At 41.5% G+C, this 23,185-nt stretch carries 22 protein-coding genes and 1 tRNA gene; 12 read left to right on the top strand and 11 right to left on the bottom strand.

Annotated features, from left to right (window positions below; all coding sequences use genetic code 11):
• Positions 1 to 11 precede the first annotated feature (11 nt).
• The 8 genes from secDF to HFD85_RS12960 all read left to right on the top strand — a co-directional run bounded on the left by secDF (position 12) and on the right by HFD85_RS12960 (position 9,519).
• Entirely contained in the window at positions 12 to 3,026 is a 3,015-nt protein-coding gene (gene secDF, locus HFD85_RS12995; RefSeq protein ID WP_167610360.1) for a protein translocase subunit SecDF, read from the top strand.
• Between the two features lie 150 nt (positions 3,027 to 3,176).
• Positions 3,177 to 3,500 carry a twin-arginine translocase TatA/TatE family subunit gene (locus HFD85_RS12990; RefSeq protein WP_167610358.1) on the top strand — a complete coding sequence of 108 codons (324 nt, stop codon included), beginning with the start codon at positions 3,177 to 3,179 and terminating at the stop codon, positions 3,498 to 3,500.
• A gap of 25 nt (positions 3,501 to 3,525) precedes the next feature.
• Positions 3,526 to 4,551 carry a calcium/sodium antiporter gene (locus tag HFD85_RS12985; RefSeq protein ID WP_167610356.1) on the top strand — a complete coding sequence of 342 codons (1,026 nt, stop codon included), beginning with the start codon at positions 3,526 to 3,528 and terminating at the stop codon, positions 4,549 to 4,551.
• A gap of 30 nt (positions 4,552 to 4,581) precedes the next feature.
• Positions 4,582 to 5,232, top strand: a complete 651-nt coding sequence (locus HFD85_RS12980; RefSeq protein ID WP_167610354.1) for an ABC transporter ATP-binding protein — start codon at positions 4,582 to 4,584, stop codon at positions 5,230 to 5,232.
• Positions 5,229 to 6,008, top strand: coding sequence for a TIGR02757 family protein (locus HFD85_RS12975; RefSeq protein ID WP_240925048.1), 780 nt, complete (start codon positions 5,229 to 5,231; stop codon positions 6,006 to 6,008). The genes HFD85_RS12980 and HFD85_RS12975 overlap by 4 nt, the downstream gene beginning before the upstream one ends.
• Before the next feature lie 309 nt (positions 6,009 to 6,317).
• On the top strand, positions 6,318 to 7,034 hold the full coding sequence (locus tag HFD85_RS12970; RefSeq protein WP_167610352.1) for a tRNA1(Val) (adenine(37)-N6)-methyltransferase: 717 nt from the start codon (positions 6,318 to 6,320) through the stop codon (positions 7,032 to 7,034).
• A 31-nt stretch (positions 7,035 to 7,065) separates the two neighbouring features.
• Complete coding sequence (locus tag HFD85_RS12965) at positions 7,066 to 7,854, top strand: ABC transporter ATP-binding protein (RefSeq protein ID WP_167610350.1); 789 nt, start codon at positions 7,066 to 7,068, stop codon at positions 7,852 to 7,854.
• A 3-nt stretch (positions 7,855 to 7,857) separates the two neighbouring features.
• The gene (locus HFD85_RS12960) at positions 7,858 to 9,519 is read left to right on the top strand and encodes a hypothetical protein (protein WP_167610348.1); all 1,662 of its coding nucleotides are present in this window, start codon (positions 7,858 to 7,860) and stop codon (positions 9,517 to 9,519) included.
• 51 nt (positions 9,520 to 9,570) lie between these two features.
• Here HFD85_RS12960 and HFD85_RS12955 read toward each other — a convergent pair whose 3' ends face one another.
• Entirely contained in the window at positions 9,571 to 10,074 is a 504-nt protein-coding gene (locus HFD85_RS12955) for a flavodoxin domain-containing protein (protein ID WP_167610346.1), read from the bottom strand.
• Positions 10,075 to 10,270: 196 nt separating this feature from the next.
• Here HFD85_RS12955 and HFD85_RS12950 point away from each other — a divergent pair, with 196 nt between their 5' ends.
• Complete coding sequence (locus HFD85_RS12950) at positions 10,271 to 10,951, top strand: ferredoxin--NADP reductase (RefSeq protein WP_167610343.1); 681 nt, start codon at positions 10,271 to 10,273, stop codon at positions 10,949 to 10,951.
• Between the two features lie 80 nt (positions 10,952 to 11,031).
• Here the strand turns inward: HFD85_RS12950 and upp are convergent, their stop codons facing one another.
• The 9 genes from upp to tatC all read right to left on the bottom strand — a co-directional run bounded on the left by upp (position 11,032) and on the right by tatC (position 18,161).
• Entirely contained in the window at positions 11,032 to 11,694 is a 663-nt protein-coding gene (gene upp / locus HFD85_RS12945; protein ID WP_167610340.1) for a uracil phosphoribosyltransferase, read from the bottom strand.
• Positions 11,695 to 11,871: 177 nt separating this feature from the next.
• On the bottom strand, positions 11,872 to 12,777 hold the full coding sequence (locus HFD85_RS12940) for a hypothetical protein (protein WP_167610337.1): 906 nt from the start codon (positions 12,775 to 12,777) through the stop codon (positions 11,872 to 11,874).
• 105 nt (positions 12,778 to 12,882) lie between these two features.
• A complete protein-coding gene (locus HFD85_RS12935; RefSeq protein WP_167610334.1) occupies positions 12,883 to 13,803 on the bottom strand; it encodes a hypothetical protein in 921 nt (306 codons plus the stop codon).
• A gap of 21 nt (positions 13,804 to 13,824) precedes the next feature.
• Positions 13,825 to 15,153: a polysaccharide deacetylase family protein gene (locus HFD85_RS12930; RefSeq protein WP_167610331.1), complete on the bottom strand. Its 1,329-nt coding sequence runs from the start codon at positions 15,151 to 15,153 to the stop codon at positions 13,825 to 13,827.
• A gap of 11 nt (positions 15,154 to 15,164) precedes the next feature.
• Positions 15,165 to 15,866, bottom strand: coding sequence for a RadC family protein (radC, locus tag HFD85_RS12925; protein WP_167610328.1), 702 nt, complete (start codon positions 15,864 to 15,866; stop codon positions 15,165 to 15,167).
• Positions 15,867 to 16,014: 148 nt separating this feature from the next.
• Positions 16,015 to 16,266, bottom strand: coding sequence for a 30S ribosomal protein S20 (gene rpsT / locus HFD85_RS12920; protein ID WP_167610325.1), 252 nt, complete (start codon positions 16,264 to 16,266; stop codon positions 16,015 to 16,017).
• A gap of 32 nt (positions 16,267 to 16,298) precedes the next feature.
• Positions 16,299 to 16,370: transfer RNA gene (locus tag HFD85_RS12915), tRNA-Glu, on the bottom strand.
• 187 nt (positions 16,371 to 16,557) lie between these two features.
• On the bottom strand, positions 16,558 to 17,280 hold the full coding sequence (lptB, locus tag HFD85_RS12910; RefSeq protein WP_167610322.1) for an LPS export ABC transporter ATP-binding protein: 723 nt from the start codon (positions 17,278 to 17,280) through the stop codon (positions 16,558 to 16,560).
• A gap of 32 nt (positions 17,281 to 17,312) precedes the next feature.
• Positions 17,313 to 18,161 (bottom strand): twin-arginine translocase subunit TatC, encoded by an 849-nt coding sequence (tatC, locus tag HFD85_RS12905; protein WP_167610319.1) that lies wholly within the window; start codon positions 18,159 to 18,161, stop codon positions 17,313 to 17,315.
• Between the two features lie 259 nt (positions 18,162 to 18,420).
• Between tatC and recQ the strand changes: the two genes are divergently transcribed.
• Both recQ and ahcY read left to right on the top strand, forming a co-directional pair.
• Complete coding sequence (gene recQ / locus HFD85_RS12900; protein ID WP_167610316.1) at positions 18,421 to 20,607, top strand: DNA helicase RecQ; 2,187 nt, start codon at positions 18,421 to 18,423, stop codon at positions 20,605 to 20,607.
• A gap of 81 nt (positions 20,608 to 20,688) precedes the next feature.
• The gene (gene ahcY / locus HFD85_RS12895; RefSeq protein ID WP_167610313.1) at positions 20,689 to 22,107 is read left to right on the top strand and encodes an adenosylhomocysteinase; all 1,419 of its coding nucleotides are present in this window, start codon (positions 20,689 to 20,691) and stop codon (positions 22,105 to 22,107) included.
• Positions 22,108 to 22,156: 49 nt separating this feature from the next.
• On the opposite strand, the gene HFD85_RS12890 is transcribed toward ahcY, so the two are convergent.
• Complete coding sequence (locus tag HFD85_RS12890) at positions 22,157 to 22,582, bottom strand: Rieske (2Fe-2S) protein (RefSeq protein WP_167610310.1); 426 nt, start codon at positions 22,580 to 22,582, stop codon at positions 22,157 to 22,159.
• Positions 22,583 to 22,639: 57 nt separating this feature from the next.
• On the opposite strand from HFD85_RS12890, the gene HFD85_RS12885 reads away from it, so the two are divergent.
• Complete coding sequence (locus HFD85_RS12885) at positions 22,640 to 23,056, top strand: hypothetical protein (RefSeq protein WP_167610307.1); 417 nt, start codon at positions 22,640 to 22,642, stop codon at positions 23,054 to 23,056.
• The last annotated feature ends 129 nt before the right edge of the window (positions 23,057 to 23,185 follow it).

Genomic DNA, 23,185 nt, shown 5'->3' with positions numbered 1-23,185 from the left:
AATCAATTAAAATGCAAAACAAAGGTGCAATTTTATCATTTGCAATTCTGTTGGCCGCTGTTTGCCTTTACCAGTTATCGTTTACCTGGAAATCGCAGCAGATTAAAAAAGACGCCGTAGAATATGCACAAGGAAATCCTGATCTTGAGTATCAGTACCTTGATTCAATGGCCGGTGAAGTTGTTTACAATTTCTTAGGGCTGAAAAAATTTACTTACAAAGATGTTCGTGAGCTGGAAATGAACCTTGGTCTCGACCTGAAAGGTGGTATGAACGTAACACTTCAGGTAGAAGTGAAGGACATTATCCGTGCCATGTCGAACAACAGCAGCGACGAAACTTTTAACAGGGCGCTGGCACTTGCTTCCGAGCGTCAAAAAAATTCACAGGAAGATTACTTGACACTGTTCGGAAATGCTTTTGAAGAACTTGATCCGAATGCAAAACTGGCGTCGATTTTTAACACGCTGGAACTGCGCGACCGTGTAACTTTCAATAGTACAAATGCCGAAGTTTTAAGTGTTATCCGCAAGGAAACTGATGCGGCGATTTCTAACGCTTTCAACATCATCCGTACACGTATCGACCGTTTCGGTGTGGCTCAGCCGAATATTCAACAATTGCAAAACCGTAGCCGTATCCTGGTTGAACTTCCGGGTGTTAAAGACCAGAACAGGGTTCGTACACTGCTTCAGGGAACTGCAAATCTTGAGTTTTGGGAAACTTACGAAAACTCTGAGGTTTATCCTTACCTGATGCAGGCCAACGAAAAAATCAGAGAGTTGGAGGCTGTTGCAACAGAAAGTGCTTCGAAAGAAGTTACTGAAGGTGCCACTGCTGAGACAGAAAAAGCTGAAGCTGATACTGCTGGTGAAGAAAGTTCGCTGTTAGCCGAGATGGAAGCAGAAGCTGAAACTGATACAACTGCCGGAATTGACAACCTGGCTGATTTCAAAAATCAGTATCCTTTATTTGCTGTGCTGAATCCAAGCACCGACCAAACCGGACAATTATTCCCTGGCCCGTCAGTTGGTATAGCTGCAGCAAAAGACACTTCAAAAGTAGGTGCATACTTGCGCATGCCACAAGTAAGAAACTTGTTCCCACGTGATATGATCTTCAAATGGACTGCCAAATCGGTTGATGAGGCCGGAATGTACTACCGTTTGATTGCATTGAAAGTAACTACCCGCGACGGAAAAGCGCCGCTTGATGGTGACGTTATTACCGATGCCCGTCAGGATTACGACCAAAGAGGTACAACTCCTGAAGTTTCGATGCAAATGAATGCTGAAGGTGCCAAAATCTGGCAGCGTATGACCAAAGAGAACATTAACAAATCAATTGCTATTGTTCTGGATGGTTATGTGCGTTCGTTCCCAACAGTGAATGGTGAGATCCCTGGTGGTCGTTCAAGCATTACCGGTTTGGAAAGTGTGGAAGAAGCAAAAGACCTTGCAAACGTATTGAAGTCAGGTAAAATGCCTGCTCCTGCTCATATTATCCAGGAAGAAATTGTTGGTCCTTCTCTCGGTCGCGAGGCTATCCGCAGCGGTTTCATTTCGTTTGCAATTGCATTCGTTCTGGTACTTGCTTACATGTTGTTCTTCTACAGTAAAAATGCAGGTTTGGCAGCCAACATTGCTTTGCTTGCCAACATGTTCTTCATCATTGGTATCCTGGCGTCGTTGGGTGCTGTATTAACACTGCCTGGTATTGCCGGTATCGTACTTACTATTGGTATGTCGGTGGATGCGAACGTACTTATTTACGAACGAGTCCAGGAAGAATTACGATCGGGTAAAGGAGTTAAACTGGCCATCACCGATGGTTACAAAAATGCTTACTCCGCAATTATCGACGGTCAGGTTACAACACTGTTGACGGGTATTGTACTTTACTTGTTTGGTTCAGGTCCGATTAAAGGTTTCGCAACTACTTTGATCATTGGTATTCTTACTTCATTGTTCTCGGCTATTTTCATTACCCGATTGATTTTCGAAGGATACCTGAAACGTGGTGGACGTATCCTCTTCACTTCAACTATGACCGACAGTTGGCTGCGTAACACCAAAATCAAATTCCTCGAAAAGCGGAAAATTGCTTACATCATTTCAGGTGCTTTGATCGTTCTTTCGATCGGTTCTCTTGCTACCCGCGGATTGAATTACGGTATAGACTTTAAAGGTGGACGTACTTACGTAGTAAAATTTGACGAACCGGTTCAGGTGGCCGATGTACAGGCTTCTTTGACCGACGTTTTCGAATCAGCTCCGGAAGTAAAAATTTTTGGTGAAAATAATACCGTAAAAATTACTACCGACTACCGTATCGATGACAATACTGAAGACGTAGATAATGAAGTTGAAGCATTGTTGATGAAAGGTTTGCAGGATGGCGGATTTATTGGTCAGGATGTAACCTTACAACAATTTACGGACGTTTATCAGCAAAGTTCACAAAAAGTTGGACCTACTATTTCTGATGACATTCGTAAAGATTCAGGCATCGCGATCGGTTTCTCACTGATCATTATCTTCTTGTACATACTGGTACGTTTCCGTAACTGGCAGTTTGGTTTGGGTGCTGTTGCTGCATTGGCACACGACTCATTAATTGTATTGGGTATCTTCTCGATGCTACACGGATTGCTGCCTTTCTCACTGGAAATCGACCAGGCATTTATAGCGGCAATTCTAACGGTTGTGGGTTACTCCATTAACGATACCGTGGTTGTATTCGACCGTATCCGTGAAGTACTTGGCTTGCATCCAAAACGTCGTGTTGAAGATAATACCGATGAAGCTTTGAACAGCACATTGCGTCGTACATTTAGTACATCACTTTCAACATTTGTAGTATTGCTGGCGATCTTCCTCTTTGGTGGAGCAAGTATCCGAGGCTTTACATTTGCATTGTTGGTTGGTGTAGTTGTGGGTACTTACTCATCGATATTTGTTGCAACGCCTATTGCTTACGATACTCGTAACCGTATTGCAAAAGTGGTTGCAAAGCGTAAAAAATAGTTGTATTACACTTTATATTGAAAGAATCCGGCCGGTTTTCCGAGCCGGATTTTTTATGCTTTCAAACCTCAATGTAAAATCAACTCAGGTCTTTACGAATCATCAACCATATTTGTATATTTGCAGGCGTATATAAAGAGGAATAAACTGATGGGAAGTTATTTGTTATTCATAAGCGGAGGAGAGCTGGTTTTGGTGATGTTATTGGCTTTGCTCTTTTTCGGAGCGAAAGCCATTCCTGATATTGCCAAGACCCTGGGGAAAGGAATGCGTGAATTCAAGAAAGCCACTAACGAGATCAAACGTGAGTTTGATGAATATTCTTCTGATATCAAAAAAGATATTGATGAGGTTTCGTCTACCGTAAAAAAGGAGACCAATCAACTAAAACAGAATATTAATAAGGTTTCGGAAAAGGTAGAAAAGGAAACAAATTCTATTACAAACGACCTTAACAAGGATCTGAAAGATTAAGCCTCCAAATAAATAAAATCATTTGATGATAATTGTTTACATATTGGTGTTGCTGGCCTGCTTTGTTGTTTTGGCTCGCATTGTCGATTTATTTTTTATTGCTTCGCTCGATCGCATTTCAAAAGATCTGAGGCTTTCGAGCGATGCTGCCGGTGCTACTTTAATGGCAGTGGGATCGAGTGCTCCCGAGTTGTTTGTAGCTTTGTTTGCGGTGTTGAAACCCGGCGAACATCAGGCCATTGGGATTGGAAGTATTGTTGGTAGTGCCATTTTTAACCTGCTGGTGATTGTTGGCGCTGCGGCGGTGGTTCGCAAGTCAAAACTGAACTGGCGACCACTGGTTCGCGACCTGTTTTTTTATACCCTCGCAGTAACTTTGCTTGTCGTGTTTATCTGGGATGGAAAATTTACGTTTACCGAGGCGGCAATTTTTATGGCTGTTTATGCTTTATATGTAATAGCAGTGGTTTACTGGCGGCGAATATTGCCGTACGAAGACATGGGAGAAGATGTAGAAGATGCACATGCCGAAGAAAACCGGTATACAAAACCTCTCGATAGTCTGCTGAAATTCTTTTTCCCGACGAAAGAAAAATATTACATGGTTTTCTTTGTTTCGATTGTGCTGATTGCAGTACTCAGCTATGTTTTGGTTGAAGTAGCCGTAGCTTCGGCACACATTCTGAATATTCCTGAAGCCATTATTGCACTAACGGTTTTAGCCGTTGGTACTTCAATACCCGATCTGTTTTCATCGATTATTGTGGCCAAACAAGGTCGCGGCGATATGGCGGTAAGCAATGCCATCGGCTCTAATATTTTCGATATTCTTGTTGGACTGGGATTACCGTTTATTATTGTTATGCTGGCTTCTGGTGGGACAATCGAGGCAGGAGGAAACCTGATCCATTCGGTGATCATCCTCTTCGGATCGGTATTCTTACTGGTGATTTTACTGGTTTTCCGTCGGTGGAATGTTGGAAAACCAACAGGTATTATCCTGATCCTGGTTTATTTGGGATATTTGGTCTACGAAATACTAAATATGTAATTTCACAGTTCAGTAAATAAAAACCTGAAAGTGATAAAAGCAAAAAATATACGAAAGTCATTCGGCCAGCTTGAGGTTTTGAAAGGCATTGATCTGGAAATTCCTTTGGGTAAAATTTACTCGATTGTAGGAGCCAGTGGAGCCGGAAAAACCACCTTGTTGCAAATTCTGGGTACGCTGAGTACACCCGATTCAGGCGAGATTTACTTTGGAGATCAGAAAATTTCCGCGATGAAGGAAAAACAACTGTCGGCCTTTCGTAATCGCGAGATTGGTTTTGTTTTTCAGTTTCACCACCTGTTGCCCGAATTTACTGCCCTCGAAAATGTGTGTATCCCGGCGTTTATTGCAAAAACTTCGAAGGCAAAGGCCGAGACAAAGGCAAAAGAATTATTGCAATACCTTGGACTGAGTGACAGAATGGAACACAAGCCTTCGGAACTTTCGGGTGGCGAAAAACAGCGGGTGGCTATGGCACGGGCACTCATTAATAATCCGTCGGTGGTAATGGCCGATGAACCATCGGGAAACCTCGATTCGAGCAACCGCGACGAACTGCACGAACTGCTGTTTAAATTGCGCGACGAAATGGGGCAGACTTTTGTAATTGTTACCCACGATGATCATTTTGCCGAACGATCGGATAAAATCCTTCACATCAAAGACGGCGTAATCGGATGATCATTTCCGCTATGAAACGCGATGATCTGAAAGAATTTCTGGATGAAAAAGTGCAGGAATTCAACCGCCCTGAGTTTATTGAAACCGATCCGATTCAGGTAGCCAGACTGTTTTCAGAAAAAGAGAATATCGAAATTGCTGGATTTCTGACAGCAACCATTTCTTGGGGAAACCGGGCAGCCATTATTAAAAACGCATTGCGTTTAATGGAAATGCTCGATCATCAACCACATGATTTTATAATGAATGTTTCGCCTTTTGAATTACAAAACCTGCAGAAATTTGTGCATCGCACGTTTAACGGGCACGATCTGATCCATTTTATTGAATCCCTGAAGAACATTTATCAGAACCATGGTGGTTTGGAATCGGTTTTCGAAACCGGATTTCAGAAAAGCGCTACCGTTTATGGAGCGCTGGAGCATTTCTTTAACGTGTTTTTCGAGAATGGCGGTGAACGTACCCGTAAACACGTTTCGAGTGTTTCGAAAGGAGCTTCGGCAAAACGTTTGAACATGTACCTGCGTTGGATGTGCAGGGACAACAAATCGGGTGTTGATTTTGGTTTGTGGAAAGGAATTCCGCCGTCGGCACTCATGTTGCCGCTCGATGTACACACCGGGAATGTTGGACGCAAACTTGGGCTGCTTCAACGAAAATCGAATGACTGGAAAGCTGTGGAGGAGATCACAGCCAACCTTCGTACATTCGATCCGGAAGATCCGATAAAATACGACTTTGCACTGTTTGGTTTGGGAGTATTTGAGAAATTCTAAGTTTATGCGGGAATGTGTTACAATCAAACCCGTACCGGGTTTTAGTAGAATGTACTAATATTGTTTTACTAAATTCAAGCCCGTACCGGGCTTTGTAATATCAATTTTGACAGGATGGGTTTTGTTACCCCAAATAATCCAACTCAGTAAGAGTTGGATTATAATAAAAACCGTCAGTGGTAATCCTGTTTACAACTCGGTACGAGTTGGATAAAATAAGCACCAAATTACTGTTTGAAATTTAGAAAGTTCAAGCTAGGTTTGTTACTAAATTCTAATCTTTGCGACTTAGCGGTTTTACGTGAAATTATGGGCAGAAACAACTATTTTCAGTTTAAGCGATTCAGGATCGAGCAGGAACGGTCGGCCATGAAAGTTGGTATCGACGGCGTTTTGCTGGGTGCCTGGGCAAAAGTTGATACTTGCCAAAACATACTGGATGTTGGCGCCGGAACCGGGCTTATCGCTTTAATGCTGGCACAACGCTCAAGTGCACAAATTACCGCTATCGAACTTGAAGAAAATGCTGCCGGGGAAGCTGCCGAAAATGTTGCGCTTTCGCCCTGGAAGGATCGCGTTGAAGTGAAACACATTTCTTTTCAGGAGTTCGCTGAACATAACTCACAAAAATTCGATCTTGTTGTTTCCAATCCGCCGTTTTTTAGCAACTCCTTCCATGCAGCTAATAACGAACGCACACTGGCCCGCCATAATCAGGCACTGCCGTTTTCAGCGTTAATTGAGTTGTCGGCCAATCTTCTGACTGAACAGGGACGACTTGCAGTTATTTTGCCTGTTGAAGCAGCTCAACAATTTATTAATCTGGCCGAAACGCATAAGCTAAATATGGTTCGTTTAACCAGGGTTGCTCCCGACATGCAAAAGGATCCTCACCGTTATCTTATGGAATTTTCTAAGCAGGACTTACCTTGTAGCACCAATTTCCTCACCATAAGAAATAATCATCAAGAAGATTATTCAGCCGAATACAAATTGTTATGTAAAGAGTTTTATTTGCTATTTTAGGTGTTTTCAGATCAACCCAAAATCGACAAAAATGGAAACCCATGAAATAATCCGGATAGAAGGCCTGAGTAAATCTTTTGGCAATGGATCGGATAAGAAAGAAGTATTAAAAGGCATCGATTTAACCATCAATTCGGGCAGCCTTATTGGTTATATCGGCCCAAACGGTGCAGGCAAAAGTACAACCGTAAAAATCCTTTGCGGGATCATTTCTGATTATGGTGGTAAAATTTCGATGTTTGGAAAGGATTTCGCCGGCAATCAATTGGAAATGAAACACCGGATCGGTTACATTCCCGAAAACGGGAAGATTTACGATTCGCTGACCCCGATGGAGTACGGCCTTTTTCTCTCGGACATTTATGGTTTAGACCCTGAAAAAACCAGGGCAAAGATGGAGCAGTTTTATGACCTTTTTGAATTAAAGTCGGAATTGAATAACCGAATGGATACGTTCTCGAAAGGGATGAAACAAAAGGCGCTCATCATTAATGGCTTATTACATAATCCTGATATTATTTTCCTGGATGAACCGCTTTCGGGGCTTGATGCCAATTCGGTTATCCTTGTTAAGGAGATGTTGATCCAACTGAAAAACGACGGAAAAACCATTTTTTACTGTTCGCACTTGATGGATATCGTTGAGAAAATTTCGGATCGGATTATTTTGATCAATGGAGGGAAAGTGGTTGCCGACGGAACTTTTGAAGAACTGAAAGCCGGAAACAACAAAACGCTGGAACAACTCTTTTCAGAAATGACAGGAAAGTCGGACAACGTGGAGAGATCACAGTTTATGCGCAACATCGTTAAGTCCTGAGTCATGGGTTTTATCAATTTCACATTAAAATTGGTTGCGCTGTTCAATCCGCTCTGGAAACGGATGGGAATAGACACCCTGCAACTAAAGGCTATTTTGCGCGCAAAGCTAATCATGGACAGCCGGCGACAAAACAATATCTTCAATCAAAACAAACCAAAGGCTTCTAATCAGTCGCTGACACTGACCCTGGTAAATGGATTTCTTGGCTTCCTTATCGGTACGATGTTTTTGGGCGATATCGATCATGAAATTTCATTTTTAATCTATCATTCCGTTTTACTGGTTTACTTTTCGCTGTTAATTATTACCGAATTTTCCACCATTCTTTTCGATACAAAAGATAATGTGGAGATTCTCCCCCGACCGATTGATTCGAAAACTTTTTATGCTTCCCGGATTATTCATATTATCATTTATCTTTTAATGATGGGAATACCGCTGTCGCTGGGCGGTGTAATCATTGGAAGTGTGAAGTTCGGACTTTCAACCGGCTTGCTTCTGTTTCTCCTCGTTTTGCTCGATGTGGTGATGGCTGTTTTTATTTCAAACATTTTCTACATGGGGGTGATACGATTTTTCTCGGCCGAAAAATTTAAGACCATCATCATGTATGTGCAGGTGCTGCTTGCCGTGATTATTTACGGAGGATACCAATTTGTTCCACGCTTATTTGATAGTGAGATGATAACCGAGGCACACCTTGGAAATGAGTGGTGGCTGAACCTTATTCCGCCATATTGGCCCGCTAAAGTTTCAACACTGTTTCTCGAAGGTAATTTGTATGATTTGTGGTTTCAGCTTGTATTAAATTTCTTATTTCCGATACTGGGTATAATTGCCATTGTAAAGTACTTTGCGCCATTTTATAACCGCCGGTTGTCGGAAATTGATAGTGTTTCAGCCAAACCGATTAAAGCAAAGCAGGCGCAAAAGAAAGAGCGCAGAATGCTGATCGACTTTTTACGATTCACTACCACCGAAAAAGCCATATACCGACTGATCCGTATGGTGGTTTCAAAAGACCGGAAATTTAAACAGGGAGTGTATTCAGTAATGGGTTACGCCGTTGTTTTGTTGTTGCTTCCTTTTGCTTCGAAAATTGGACACACCGGCGAATTTTTAACAGAGTTGGCCAATTCAAAACGCTACTTCATTGTACTTTGTGTACCTGTAATGCTAATCCTGGTAATTTACCCAACCTTGCAATATTCCGAACAACCCGATTCTGTATGGTTATTCCGGTTTTTGCCGATTAAACAGGCCGGCGAATTCTTTACTGCAAGTCTGATGATCACGCTTCTGAATTATTTCTTGCCTATGGCTTTGGTCGCCTTATTCATTACGCTGTTAATATGGCCGCTGTCGGTACTGAATCATGTTCTGTTGATTTTTGGCGTGTCGTTATTATTTATGGCATTGTATGTTTTGATTCTGCCAAAATACCTGCCCTTGTCGAGAGACCGAAACATGAGCAATTCGAGCCAGAACATTGGAAATGTAATGCTGATGTTTTTGCTTGTTGCAGTTGTTGGAGGATTGGTGTATGCCTGTTCGCTTTTACCCTACTGGACCAGCTATGCCATTGGAACCGGTGCTTTTATTGCATTTGTTCTGGTGATAAAACGACTTCGCAAGATATCCTGGGAGAAAATACAGGCATAAAACATTTGAGTGAATATCAGGAAGATCTTCACCCAAATGTTTTTAGCGTAACTAGACAAAGAACAAAAACGGATTAAAAATCTTATTCATGTTGTTCGAGAAAGAATGAATGGCATCGTAATTCACTTTTGAAGTGCTGTGATCGATTTTTGCAACTTTCTTCACGATCAGTTTTTCCATGAAATTCATTTTTTTGAAGTTGAATTCGCCACCCAAACAAGCTGTTGCTTTCGCATGGATGAGCAGCTCTTCCGGAAATGCTTCCTGAAGTTGTGCTTCTGCTTTTTCGCCTTCTTCCATGCAGCAAATAAATAAACCCAGTTCGGTTTTTTGCAGGGCTTCAACATTGTTTTTACAGAACTCTTTTACTTTCTTTTGAATCTGTCCGGCGTGGATGGAGCCGCCGATTATTACACGGTCAAATTCGCTCACATCAGGAGCGCTTTCCTTTTTCAAATTACAGGTAGTTACTCCTTCCCCTAAAAATTGTGCGATTTCACTGACGACTTTTTTGGTGCATCCATGTGTAGTGCAATAGGTGATTAATGTTTTCATGTTGTTAATTGTTTTTTGGCTTTTGAATAAATAATGCTAATGTGTGTTCAAAAATTTCTATCTAAAATTAGGACACAGAAAAGAACATTTGTGTTAATAATCGGTTAATTGTTCATATTAATCGGCGAAAATAAAACACTAAAAAGTATTTAAATAAAAAAGTAGTATTTTTGCCCCAGTTTTAAAGAATAACACCATGACAATTGATATGAAACCAGACGTGCAGATTGATACTAATTATTACAAAGTAATGGGGATTAGGCAATTGACCGAACATGCTTTTGTGCTTTCGTTGCCCAAAAGCCGTTTTCGCTTTGTGGCGGGGCAACATGTTTCCTTATCTATTCCCGGCGATTATCAGAGTCGCGAGTATTCGATCTACAGCGCTGAAGACGGAGAAAACCTGGAAGTTTTGGTGAAAGAAGTTGACGGAGGTTATTTTTCTCCGAAACTGAAACACCTGAAAGTTGGCGATATGGTTGAAGTTCACGGGCCATTCGGAAAATTTGGTTTAGACGAGAAAAACCTGAAGACCCATAAACACGTGTTTATTGCCAGCGGAACCGGACTAGCACCTTTTCACAGCATGGTAAAAAGTAATCCTGAACTCGATTACCAGGTTATTCACGGAGTGCGTTACACCAGCGAAGCCTACGAGAAAGATCATTACGATAAGAAAAGATTTCTGCTGTGTACCTCGCGCGATCCGAAAGGCGATTACGAAGGCCGCCTGACCGAGTACCTTAAAAAGGCCGATTTCGATAAAAATACCTGCTTTTACCTGTGTGGTAATAGCGATATGATTTTCGATTCTATGGAAATTCTGAGGGAAAAAGGTTTTGAAAGAGAAAACATTAACGTTGAAGTATACTTCTAGATAACATTATTGATAGTTGTTGGGAGAGTCGTAAATGCCATTCCAAGCTGAATTCAGCGGAATGGCATTTTTATTTAAGTTTATTTCGAATCAATTTTTTCACCGAAGGCCAAATCACCGGCGTCGCCCAGTCCGGGAACAATGTACGATTTTGGCGTCATTTCAGGATCGACTGCACCCAGCCAAAGTGTAACATTTTCGGCCGTAATTTTTTCTTTTACGTACCGTACACCTTCTTCGCTGGCAATAATGGCAATCATATGAATGTGCGACGGCGTTCCTTTACTAAAAAGGGCTTCGTATCCAATTTCCATCGATTTGCCCGAAGCCAGCATCGGATCAGATAAAATCACCACTTTATTGTTTAACGAAGGCGAAGCCATGTATTCAAATTCAATTTCAAACTCGCCACCTTCGGTGTATTTTCGGTAAGCCGAAATAAAACAATTTTCGGCACGGTCGAAAATACGCAGCAAACCATTGTGCGTGGCAAGACCCGCCCTCAGAATTGTTGCCAGAACCGGCTGCTGCTGCAGTTTTGGTACTTTTGCTACACCTAGCGGGGTAGTTACATCAACCACTTCAAATTGAAGTTCTTTGCTGATTTCGTAAGCGAAAATTTCGCCAATTCGGTTCAGGTTATCCCTGAAACGCATCGGATCGGTTTGGATGTTGATATCTCGAATTTCTGCCAGGTAATGATCCAGAATGGAGTGATTGTGTCCTAAAATCTTAATGTCCATCGTGACGAGTTTAACGATATGTTGAATTATTATTAATCGGGACATATAACTATTTTAGTTCCGCCCGAACGAGAGTTTAAAAATAGTTTTTTAAAACTTTCAGATGAACATACTTCCTAATTTTTTGATTGTTGATACCTCAAAAAGCGGAACTTCATCGCTTTTGAATTGAATGAATCAACGATTCAGAATTTTATCCAGGAAACGAAAATAGAAAACTGAATGGAAGCTTTCGGATGAAGTACCAAAACCTTTATTCCTGTAACTAATAGATTTAATGTTTGATCCGGCAAAGTCAAGAATAATTCCGGTATCTGAAAATTTCCTGATGACGTGATCAATGAGTAGGTATTGAGCACTGTTTTCTCTCCCTTTTAAAGAAGCTGCTGAATGAAAAATTGCTCTTCCTTTAAAAATCACCAACATTATTACTGCGTTCGTTTCATCATCGTTTTTAACCCGGCAGCAATAAGTTTTTATGTTTTTATCGATCAGATCACACAAAGGTTTAAAGACTTCGAATATTCCTTCATACTTCGAGAATTTTCCTAAAGCGGTATGTATTTCAATGTAATCGTTACAAAACTCTTTAACCTCAATACTTTCTTCAATTTTCAGATTGTGCTTTTCAGCTTTTCTGATATTCTTGAGGTGGTTTTTCGAATAGTTGCTTTGTAATTCTGAGTAACTTTTATTCAGTACTAATAAATCCAGATTATTAGGGATGAGCTTTATTTTGTTATGCTTAAGGCTGTTGTGGGTATTAAAACTGTAGTGAATATGTTTGAAGCTTTTGGGTATTGACTCAAGAAATGCAGTGGAGTATTGCTCAATATTTTCTTTCGATCCGAAAACTCCCAAACGATGCGTAAAATAGGGGACAAAAATGTACTTGATCCCATATTTCCGTCGCCAGGTAAGTGGCATTACTGCTTCATAGTCGTTTAAAACCAAAGCATCCCAATTTGGCGATACACAATCGAGGTACCAGGAAAGCGCGTAAACAAGCCCGTTTTGACTGTTCTCAATGCTTGCATCCCACTTCTGCTTATTAATTTGGCTATGTTTTAAGTATTCTATCATGAAAATTATTCGTCTTTATAAACGACCTTCCATCAAATTATTTGGATACTGATACATGCATTGTAAGTTGACTTCTACTATTCCGGACAAAATCAGCCATATTTTTTAAGCTTTGAGCCACTTGAGAGGCAAAGGTAAACGATTAAAGTGAAGCTGGAAATAGGTTTCCGGACTGGCGCCAAAACTGTCAAAAAAACGGGCAACTCCGGGCAGCATCGAACCTTCGAAATCAAGCGTAAGGTTTTTGCCAACGTTTTGCTTAATAAATTCATTTACCAGGAAATACATTCCTCCCATTTCTTTTCCGGCTTCGTTTGAAGCGGCGCTGAAATAGATCACCCGATCTTTCCAGCGGCAAAAATAAACAGCCGAACACAGCTCATTATCTGATGTATATACACCATAAATCTCACCAAATCCTTTATACTGTCCGTATGCGATTAGGTTTTTCAAGGTAGCTATTGAAGACTTTGATATACTGGCTTGCAGATTTTTCTCTATAAAATCGAGATACGTTTCCAAACGAATGCCCTGAATCAGGGAAAGATTATTCGTATTGGCTTTCGCAATGTTGCGTTTGGCATTGCTCGAAAAGAATTTCTTAATGCCGGTATAACTCTGTTCGAGAGGCAGAAGGTAATTTTGTTTGGCCTGAAAATCTACCGATGTGCTATTTTTCCAGGGTAAGTTACCCGCATTCAGATGGACTTTTGCGTAACGAAAGTGCCTGACCAGGTAGTCGTAAAACTGTGAACTAATGGTGGAATTGGCTGCGGGATAAATACCAAGCTGCTGCGAAAACATCGGCTGGAAAAGGTAAGTAATGCCAAATTTTCGTCGGATTGGAAGTGGCATCACATATTCGTAATCGCCCATTACAAGTGCATCCCAGTAGGTTGCTGTTCGGTCGAGGTGCCAGGTGTTGGCGTAAATACGGCTGTTAATGGCTGCATCAATACACCGGTCCCATTTATCGTAGTCGATATCCTGATGTTTGATGTAATGCAGTTTTGTCTTTTCTGTCATTAAAAGGTATTAAGTAAGCCGCTAATTTTCTTTTCCGTTGGCCCAGGCAAAACCCAGTCGGTTCATTTCTTCAAAAACCGTTTGGAAGCCCTTCCAAATGCCTTTGTTGTTAACCGTTTCGTTGTGCCAAACACTCACAAAAGTACCACCAACTTTTTTTACTTCTGTCATAATTCCTTTAATTTCTTCCCAGGCTTGTTCGGGCTTTAATTGCTGGTAATGTGTAAAGGTCCCGTCAAGAATCTGAAACGGAGTGATCAGCAGATTTGTTGTTGTTTCGCGTTCCACATCGTAGAAATAATATGGCGTACAAATTCCGGCTCTGAATCCGGAGACACAGGAATAACCCATGGTATAATCTTCCAGAATCCCGCTTTTTATCAATCTGCGATACGATTTGGGGAACTGAATGCGAAGAAAATGTTGTCGGCTTTTGTCTACCTCTTCTCCAAGGATACTTTCCAGACGTGCACGCTCAACACCCGTTTTTTTACGATTGCCTTTTTTACTCGATGCAAACGAGGGATGTATTCCCACTTTGTATTTTTTTCTTATATCACGAATCAGTTTCTGATACTGTGTATTCTTATGCGAAATATTTTTATCGTAGCGCGCATAATCGCCAAGTAAAAAGAAGAACAGCACCTTATCTTCGTTTCCATTAAAAACTGAATCGAGGTATTCATAAGTGTCATACGGATCCTTAGCTTTACCTCGCAGCACTTTCATTCGTTCTTTATATTCAGCCCGGTTTTTAATAAACGATCGAAGCAGATTCGCACTTTCCCGCATTGTTCCTTTGTTTTTATAGGCCCAGGCATTGTCGATATCGATGGTAGAAATAAAGCGAAACGGAGTTTCAGTGAACTCCAAAACAGGATAACGCTCCTTCAACTTTTCACCCAATAATTTTGCCCAGATATTTACCACAGGCTTTTTAAGCAAATCGTATTTGGTAAGAATGCTTTGTTTTGCATGAAACCGATCGAGATGATCGCGAACCGTTTCGGTATATTCTTCATGGCGGGAAACCAGGTAAAACGAAGCCGCCAGCGGATCGAACGGCAGATCCGAATCCTGTGAACTCTCGCAGAAATACTTGTTGCCTTCGTACCAAACGGGCTCAATGTTGGGCTTTATCATTGCCCGTGAAAACATAAGCCGATGCGGTTTAATGTAGAATTCATCGTCGAATTTATCGGTTGAATAATTCAGCTTTGGTAGATCCGATTTTCTAAATTCCGACGAATTTGTTGAGAACGCAATCTCGGTTTGAAGTATCTGGTTGAAAATTAGTTTTGATATGTATTCGATCCTTGGGTTGACTTTTTTCACATAGATCAGTATCATTTTCTCTGGTTTTAAAGGTTCAGCATGCCTTCGTCGGCGAAACTAAGATAAGTGTTTTGCCCGATGATCACATGATCGAGGACGGTGATGTCCATAATTTCAGCGGCATTTTTGATTTTTGAGGTAATTTTCAAATCAGCATCCGAGGCCTGCATGGTTCCTGAAGGATGATTGTGGCATAGAATAATGGAGCTTGCCAGTTTTTCCAAAGCGACTTTTAAAATCAGCCGAACATCTATTACGGTTCCGGAAATGCCCCCCTGGCTGATCATGAAGGTGTCGATGATTTTATTTCCACGGTTGAGCAGCATCACCCAAAACTCTTCATGGTTCAGATCACCTAAAATCGGGAAAAAGAAATCGGCGGCATCTTTACTCCCCGTTATCTTGTTTTTGTTGAATACTTCAGCTTCTTTTCGGCGTTTCCCCAGTTCAAGTGCGGCAGCGATTGTAACAGCTTTTGCTTCGCCAATCCCGTTAAAGGCTTTTAAAAAATCGATGTTTTTACGCCCCAGTTCATTAAGGTTGTTGTCGGAAGCAGAAAGGATGCGTTTTGAAAGTTCAACTGCGGTTTCTTCCAGGTTACCTGAGCCAATAAGGATGGCAATTAGTTCGGCATCAGTAAGTGCCCGGGCACCTCTGGAAAGTAATTTCTCGCGAGGCCGGTCTTCGGCTGCCCAGTCTTTTATATTCAGTTTTTTGTATTCGGACATTATTGCAGACTTCTCTTCTAAAATTAGCCATAATAAATGGTTTTGAAAAGTTGCCGAATAGATTTTGAAACATGTTTAGGGAAATTGAGGGCACAAAAAAACCTCTTCGGATTCCCGAAGAGGTTTCGATATATCGAATTGATTTTTTTTACAACTGGTTAACCTGTAAGGCCAGTTTCGATTTCAGGTTCGATGCTTTGTTTTTATGAATGATATTGCGTTTTGCCAACTTATCAATCATAGCAACAACCTCCGGGTACATTTTTTCAGCTTCTGCCTTGTCAGTAGCATTACGCAAAGCTTTAATTGCATTACGCGTAGTTTTAGCGTAGTACTTGTTGTGTACTCTCTTCTTTTCGTCCTGACGGATTCTTTTTAATGCTGATTTATGATGTGCCATTTTTCTACTTCCTTCTTCTTTAAAAAAATTAGTAGCCCGTAGGGGATTCGAACCCCTGCTACAAGAATGAAAATCTTGCGTCCTAACCCCTAGACGAACGGGCCATCCTGTTTTGTTCCCTTAATTTTGGGACTGCAAAAATACTTCATTTTTGTTATCCACCAAATTTTCGAGAAATATTTCAGCTAAATTTGACATTTTTTCGTTTAAAAATGCCGTTTTTGATTTTAGCGCTGCAAAGAAAAGCAAGATTTTTGAAACTGCAAATAAAAAAATGAAAAAAAATAGCATTTATCGCAATTCGAAGTTCTGGCCGAGGTAAACGCGCCGAACGTCTTCGTCTGCAGCCAGTTCTTCTGCGGTACCGGCTTTTAATATTTTTCCTTCGAAAAGCAGGTACGAACGGTCGGTGATTGTTAAGGTTTCGTGTACGTTATGGTCAGTGATCAATACCCCGATATTTTTTTCTTTCAGCTTCATTACAATCTCCTGGATGTCTTCAACTGCAATCGGGTCGACACCTGCAAAGGGCTCGTCGAGCAAAATAAATTTGGGATCGATGGCCAGGGCGCGGGCGATCTCCGTACGTCGACGTTCTCCTCCCGACAACTGAATGCCTTTACTTTTACGAATGTGTTGCAAGCCGAACTCATCGATAAGCGTTTCCAGTTTTTCACGCTGGTACTCTTTTGAGTAGTTGGTAAGTTCGAGTACGGCTTTTATATTGTCTTCGATGCTAAGCTTACGAAAAACCGAAGCTTCCTGTGCCAGATAACCAATGCCTTTTTTCGCACGTTTGTATACCGGAAGTTTGGTTATTTCTTCATCATCGAGATATATTTTTCCCGAAAATGGCTGGATCAAACCAACGATCATATAGAATGAAGTGGTTTTTCCGGCACCATTTGGTCCGAGCAGACCAACGATTTCGCCTTGTTCCACTTCAAAACTAACTCCTTTAACAACGGTACGCTTGCGGTATTTCTTTACAATATTTTCTGCTCGAAGAATCATTTCAGTTCAAATAACGTATTTTTTCTGTTCACTTACATGGCATCCATTTCTATTTCACGTTTTTTAACTACACGACGCGAAATAAAAATACCGATCTCGTACAAAAATACCAGCGGGAAACATACCATGATCTGGCTAAAAATATCGGGTGGAGTAATAATGGCCGACAACAATAACATGAGTACATAAGCATGCCGGCGATACGTTTTCATAAACTGCGGAGTAAGTATTCCAACCTTGCTTAAAAAGTATGAAAATATCGGGATCAGAAAAACGACACCTGCTGCCAGCGAAATGGAAGTTACCGAACCAATATACGAACGCAAATTAATGGTATTCTCTACCTGGCTGCTCACCTGGTACGTTCCCAAAAAATGAATGGATAAAGGAACGATCAGGAAGTATCCAAAAAGTACACCCATCAAAAACAGGATGGATGTAAAAAATACAGCTCCTCCGGCATGTTTCTTTTCGTTTTCGTACAAAGCCGGGCGAATAAAGCGCCAGAATTCGTAAAATACAACCGGCGATGCCAAAATAAGTCCGGCAATAATCGACACCATAATATGAGTGGAAAACTGACCGGCAATTTTAATGCTCTGCATTTTTAGCGGAACCTGATTAATTTTCACGGCTTCGGAGCCAATCATATCACCCAGTTTGGAAAACATTCGGTTAGTCCAGAACTCCGGTAAGCGCGGACGTAATATAATGGTGTCAAAAACAAACTCCTTCATTACAAAAGCAACCACGGCGAAAACCATAATGGCTGCTGCCGACCGAACGATGTGCCACCTTAACTCTTCAAGGTGTTCCAGAAACGACATTTCGGCTTCGTTTTTTTGTCTGCCTCTTCTTTTTGTACTTTGTTCTTCGCTCATCCCTTAATTGGCTTTTCAGAAATCATCACAAAAGTAAACGAAATTTTGGCATTTTGAATTTCTGACATTGAAATGGATTATGTCAGGTTTATTTAAAGAATGAGTGGAATAAGGCTGTTAGGAATATTAATGCCATAATTTGCGTTATGATTTTTATTGATTTCAACTAAAAAATATTAAAAAGTATTGTGGTTTAGTTTACTTTTGATAATTTAGAAATTCAGAAGACATACAATAGTATATTGTGAGAGAGTAGGTTATGGAGAAGAACATTGTATTAACAGAGCGATTGCAGCATTTCTTTGGCTTCGATCGTTTTAAGGGTCAGCAGGAAGAAGCGGTTAAAAGTGTACTGGAAGGAAAGGACACTTTTGTTTTAATGCCCACCGGAGGAGGGAAATCGTTAATTTATCAACTTCCGGCCCTGATACTGGAGGGTACTGCAATTGTTATATCGCCTTTGATTGCTTTGATGAAAAATCAGGTGGATTCGATCAGGGGCACCCACGCTGAAGACAGCGTGGCACATTTCTTAAATTCTTCGCTGTCGAAAGCTGCAATAACCCAGGTGAAAGAAGATGTCCTGGCCGGAAAAACCAAGTTATTGTACGTGGCTCCGGAGTCATTGACAAAAGAAGAAAATATCGATTTTCTGAAGCAGATCAAGATCTCGTTTTACGCCATCGATGAAGCCCACTGTATTTCGGAATGGGGTCACGATTTCAGGCCGGAATACCGCCGTATTAAACCAATTGTTGAAGAAATAGGTCAGTCGCCGATTGTTGCGCTTACTGCAACGGCCACTGCAAAAGTTCAGCACGATATTCAAAAGAACCTTGGAATTCTGGGAGCCCAGGTATTTAAAGCATCGTTTAACCGCGAGAACCTTTATTACGAAGTGCGGCCCAAAGTAAAAACGGCAAATCAGATCATCAAATTTATAAAACAGAACGAAGGGAAATCGGGCATTATATATTGTTTAAGCCGCAAAAAAGTAGAAGAGCTGGCTGAAACCTTGCAGGTAAATGGAATTAAAGCCCTGCCTTATCACGCCGGGATGGATGCCGCGACGCGGTCGGGAAATCAGGATAAATTTTTGATGGAAGAGGTAGATGTGATCGTTGCTACCATAGCTTTTGGAATGGGGATCGATAAACCTGACGTTCGTTTTGTTATTCACTTTGATATTCCGAAAAGCCTGGAAGGGTATTACCAGGAAACTGGCAGGGCTGGCCGTGATGGTGGCGAAGGCAAATGCATCACTTTCTACAGTTATAAAGACATTCAGAAACTGGAGAAATTTATGCACGGGAAGCCAGTGGCAGAACAGGAAATTGGAAAGCAGCTTTTGCTCGATACCGTTTCTTATGCGGAATCTGCGATCTGCCGAAGAGTAATTCTGTTGCATTATTTTGGCGAGAAGTATGAGCCCGATAACTGCGGAAACTGTGACAACTGCCTGAATCCAAAAGAGCAGATCGAGGCAAAAGATGAAATCGTTACTGCCTTGAAAGCAATTCTCGAGGTCAACGAAAAATATAAAGGCGACCACATTGCAAATATTCTGATTGGTAATAAAACCGCTGCAATAAAATCGTTCAAACATTATACCCTGGAATCGTTTGGAACCGGTAAAGACCACGACGAACGATTCTGGAATGCAGTTTTCCGTCAGTCGATGGTTGCAGGTATTATTAATAAGGATATAGAAAACTACGGTTTGCTGAAAGTGACCGAGAAGGGCCACGATTTTTTAGCCAATCCACAAAGTTTTATGCTCGTTAAAAACCACGAGTACGAAGAGGAAGGAGAAGACACAGCCGGAGGAGGAGCGCCATCAGGAGGTGCCAGCGGCGATCCGCAGTTGTTTGCCATGCTGAAGGACCTTCGGAAAAAGATTGCTAAGAAGCACGATCTTCCGCCCTTCGTAATTTTCCAGGATCCATCCCTGGCTGACATGTCGATTCAGTATCCGGTAACGATAGAAGAATTGCAGAATATTCAGGGAGTTGGGCAGGGGAAAGCACGCCGCTACGGTCGTGAGTTTGTCGCGCTTATAAAAACCTATGTCGAGGAAAATGATATCGAACGACCGGAAGATCTGGTGGTGCGAACCGTTGCCAATAAATCGAAAATGAAGGTTTTCATCATTCAAAGCATCGACCGAAAATTGTCTTTCGATGATATTGCCGACTCGAAAGGTCTGGAAGTTAGCGATGTGATCGGTGAAGTGGAAGCAATCGTAAACTCTGGCACAAAACTTAATATTGATTACTACATCAATGATGTGCTTGATGAAGATCACCAGGATGAGATTTTTGACTATTTCAGGGAAGCTAAAACCGATTCAGTACAAGATGCTTTAAACGAATTGGGCGAGGACGAATACTCGGAAGACGACATCCGTTTGATGCGTATAAAATTCTTTTCCGACATGGGGAATTAGCCCTTCAAAATTTATCCCAACCTTTTTGTTGTAGAAATTGTTATTTTTGCAGCGAATTTATTCATGCATAAACAATTGGAAATGACAGTTGCAGTAAACGAAACACTTGCTTATAAAGTTGCCGATATCTCTCTTGCAGATTTCGGAAGAAAAGAAATTGAGATTGCCGAAAAAGAAATGCCCGGCTTGATGTCGGTGCGTAAAAAATTCGGACCACAAAAACCGCTCGATGGTGTCCGCGTAATGGGAAGCCTTCATATGACCATTCAAACTGCGGTATTAATTGAAACACTTGTTGAATTAGGTGCTGATGTACGCTGGTGCAGTTGTAATATTTTCTCAACGCAGGACCATGCAGCGGCCGCAATAGCAGCAGCAGGTGTACCTGTTTTTGCATGGAAAGGTGAAACACTCGAAGAATACTGGTGGTGTACCCGCGAAGCCTTGAGTTTCCCCGATGGAAAAGGGCCGCAGTTAATTGTTGATGATGGTGGCGATGCTACGTTGTTGATACATAAAGGTTATGCTGCTGAAAAAGATGCCAGTGTTTTGGATGTTGAACCGGAAAGCATTGAAGAAGGTGAAATATTAAGTCTGTTAAAGCAAACACTTGCTGAAGACAATCAAAAATGGCACCGTACTGTTGCAGAGTGGAAAGGTGTTTCGGAAGAAACCACTACCGGCGTTCATCGTTTGTATCACATGTTCGACAAAGGTGAATTGCTGGTACCGGCTATCAATGTTAATGATTCGGTAACAAAATCGAAATTTGATAATTTATACGGTTGTCGTGAATCACTGGCTGATGGAATTAAACGTGCCACCGACGTGATGATTGCTGGTAAAGTGGTTGTTGTTGCCGGATATGGCGATGTTGGTAAAGGATGTTCGCACTCGATGCGCAGCTATGGAGCCCGTGTAATTGTTACCGAGATAGACCCGATTTGTGCACTGCAGGCTGCCATGGAAGGTTTCGAAGTGAAAACCATGGAAGATGCCCTGGCTGAAGGAAATATTTTTGTTACTACAACAGGAAATAAAGACGTAATTACCGGAGAGCACCTGGCTGCCATGAAAGACCAGGCCATTGTTTGTAATATCGGACACTTCGATAATGAAATTCAGGTATCACGCCTCGAAAAGTGGCCGGGAATTACAAAGACGAATATCAAGCCTCAGGTTGATAAATATACATACGAAGACGGTCATAGCATTTTCCTGCTGGCCGAAGGCCGTTTGGTGAACCTTGGCTGTGCAACCGGACATCCGTCGTTTGTGATGAGTAACTCATTCAGTAATCAAACACTGGCACAAATCGAATTGTGGCAAAAAGACTATGAAGTTGGTGTTTACACTTTGCCAAAACATCTGGATGAGGAAGTTGCCCGTTTGCATTTAGATCAGTTGGGAGTCAAACTTACCAAACTCACTGATGAACAGGCTGCCTACATCGGAGTTCCGAAAGAAGGACCGTTCAAACCTGATCATTACAGGTATTAGAATCTTACAAGGATATATTTGGAAACGGGTCTCAGTTTTGGGGCCCGTTTTAATTGTATATCCTGAGTGTATTTCCGTACAGCGAGGTGTTGTATTGTTTTAAGGGCGCTGAGGCCGGACCGTCTGAAGGATAGCCGCCAATAAATATATACTGCGACTGACAACATGAACAGATTCCAAGAAGACCATCGGGTTCTACTTTGCAGGAACTGCTAATTTCGTTGGTGCAGGCTGCATCGAAGGCATAATATGAGCCTTCGGTTTCGCAGTACACAATAATGCCACCAAAACCAAAGCCCTGAAAATACAAGGAATTGCCCGGAACAGTCAGTTCATTGTATATCGAAAGATTAATAGGCAGGTTTACGTAAACATCGGGGATTTGCGATTCAATGTCGTTGCACGATGCGTTCATCAGCACAAATAGTGTAAAAATCAATAAATACTTTCCACTTTTCAAGACCAACTCCTTCATTTTTATTATTTTTACTGAAACGCAAAATTAGCATTTTATTGCTTTAACTTGTTTTTTATGGATGATCTGATCGTCATTATATTAACCATTGTTGTTGCTGCTATTGGTATTATCGGACAGCGAAATAAGAAAAAAGCTGCCCAGGTCAATGGTACTCCCGGTGAGGCACCGAAGCAACAACCTATGGATTTTTGGGACCTGATCATGAATGAAGAGAACAGAGCGACTCAGTTTCAGCCTCAGGCTTATTACGAAGAAGAGGATGAGATTATTGAGGAGCAGAAGCAGCCTCCTGTGGTTGAAAAACCAAGGCAGTACGAGTTTGCTGCGGACAATGAAGGCCGGTCCGACATTGAAGAGGAGCTGCGAAAAGCACTCGAACCACGAGCCCGAAAATTGAAAATTGAAGGTGAGGAATTTTCGCTCAGGAAAGCGGTAATTTATAGTGAAATTCTAAACAGGAAATACACGTAAGCGGCTATAAATCATTCATTATTAAGATTTATTCCGCGGGATTGACAGAGATTTAAATAAAATATTTACTTTTGCAGTAGGAAGAGTCCCGGGATATCCGGGATTCTTTCTGTTTTTTTATAGTATAAC

Source organism: Maribellus sediminis (assembly GCF_011799805.1).
GTDB lineage: Bacteria > Bacteroidota > Bacteroidia > Bacteroidales > Prolixibacteraceae > Draconibacterium > Draconibacterium sediminis_A.
This window is presented reverse-complemented; position numbering and strand designations above follow the sequence as displayed.

What these genes read in the sequence shown, in the direction of transcription:
- lptB (WP_167610322.1), bottom strand. Translation starts at nt 17,280, where the DNA reads ATGATTCTTCGAGCAGAAAATATTGTAAAGAAATACCGCAAGCGTACC.
- HFD85_RS12930 (WP_167610331.1), bottom strand. Translation starts at nt 15,153, where the DNA reads ATGATACTGATCTATGTGAAAAAAGTCAACCCAAGGATCGAATACATA.
- rpsT (WP_167610325.1), bottom strand. Translation starts at nt 16,266, where the DNA reads ATGGCACATCATAAATCAGCATTAAAAAGAATCCGTCAGGACGAAAAG.
- ahcY (WP_167610313.1), top strand. Translation starts at nt 20,689, where the DNA reads ATGACAGTTGCAGTAAACGAAACACTTGCTTATAAAGTTGCCGATATC.
- tatC (WP_167610319.1), bottom strand. Translation starts at nt 18,161, where the DNA reads ATGAGCGAAGAACAAAGTACAAAAAGAAGAGGCAGACAAAAAAACGAA.
- HFD85_RS12885 (WP_167610307.1), top strand. Translation starts at nt 22,640, where the DNA reads ATGGATGATCTGATCGTCATTATATTAACCATTGTTGTTGCTGCTATT.
- radC (WP_167610328.1), bottom strand. Translation starts at nt 15,866, where the DNA reads ATGTCCGAATACAAAAAACTGAATATAAAAGACTGGGCAGCCGAAGAC.
- upp (WP_167610340.1), bottom strand. Translation starts at nt 11,694, where the DNA reads ATGGACATTAAGATTTTAGGACACAATCACTCCATTCTGGATCATTAC.
- HFD85_RS12935 (WP_167610334.1), bottom strand. Translation starts at nt 13,803, where the DNA reads ATGACAGAAAAGACAAAACTGCATTACATCAAACATCAGGATATCGAC.
- HFD85_RS12940 (WP_167610337.1), bottom strand. Translation starts at nt 12,777, where the DNA reads ATGATAGAATACTTAAAACATAGCCAAATTAATAAGCAGAAGTGGGAT.
- HFD85_RS12955 (WP_167610346.1), bottom strand. Translation starts at nt 10,074, where the DNA reads ATGAAAACATTAATCACCTATTGCACTACACATGGATGCACCAAAAAA.
- HFD85_RS12950 (WP_167610343.1), top strand. Translation starts at nt 10,271, where the DNA reads ATGACAATTGATATGAAACCAGACGTGCAGATTGATACTAATTATTAC.
- recQ (WP_167610316.1), top strand. Translation starts at nt 18,421, where the DNA reads ATGGAGAAGAACATTGTATTAACAGAGCGATTGCAGCATTTCTTTGGC.
- HFD85_RS12985 (WP_167610356.1), top strand. Translation starts at nt 3,526, where the DNA reads ATGATAATTGTTTACATATTGGTGTTGCTGGCCTGCTTTGTTGTTTTG.
- secDF (WP_167610360.1), top strand. Translation starts at nt 12, where the DNA reads ATGCAAAACAAAGGTGCAATTTTATCATTTGCAATTCTGTTGGCCGCT.
- HFD85_RS12965 (WP_167610350.1), top strand. Translation starts at nt 7,066, where the DNA reads ATGGAAACCCATGAAATAATCCGGATAGAAGGCCTGAGTAAATCTTTT.
- HFD85_RS12990 (WP_167610358.1), top strand. Translation starts at nt 3,177, where the DNA reads ATGGGAAGTTATTTGTTATTCATAAGCGGAGGAGAGCTGGTTTTGGTG.
- HFD85_RS12970 (WP_167610352.1), top strand. Translation starts at nt 6,318, where the DNA reads ATGGGCAGAAACAACTATTTTCAGTTTAAGCGATTCAGGATCGAGCAG.
- HFD85_RS12975 (WP_240925048.1), top strand. Translation starts at nt 5,229, where the DNA reads ATGATCATTTCCGCTATGAAACGCGATGATCTGAAAGAATTTCTGGAT.
- HFD85_RS12890 (WP_167610310.1), bottom strand. Translation starts at nt 22,582, where the DNA reads ATGAAGGAGTTGGTCTTGAAAAGTGGAAAGTATTTATTGATTTTTACA.
- HFD85_RS12960 (WP_167610348.1), top strand. Translation starts at nt 7,858, where the DNA reads ATGGGTTTTATCAATTTCACATTAAAATTGGTTGCGCTGTTCAATCCG.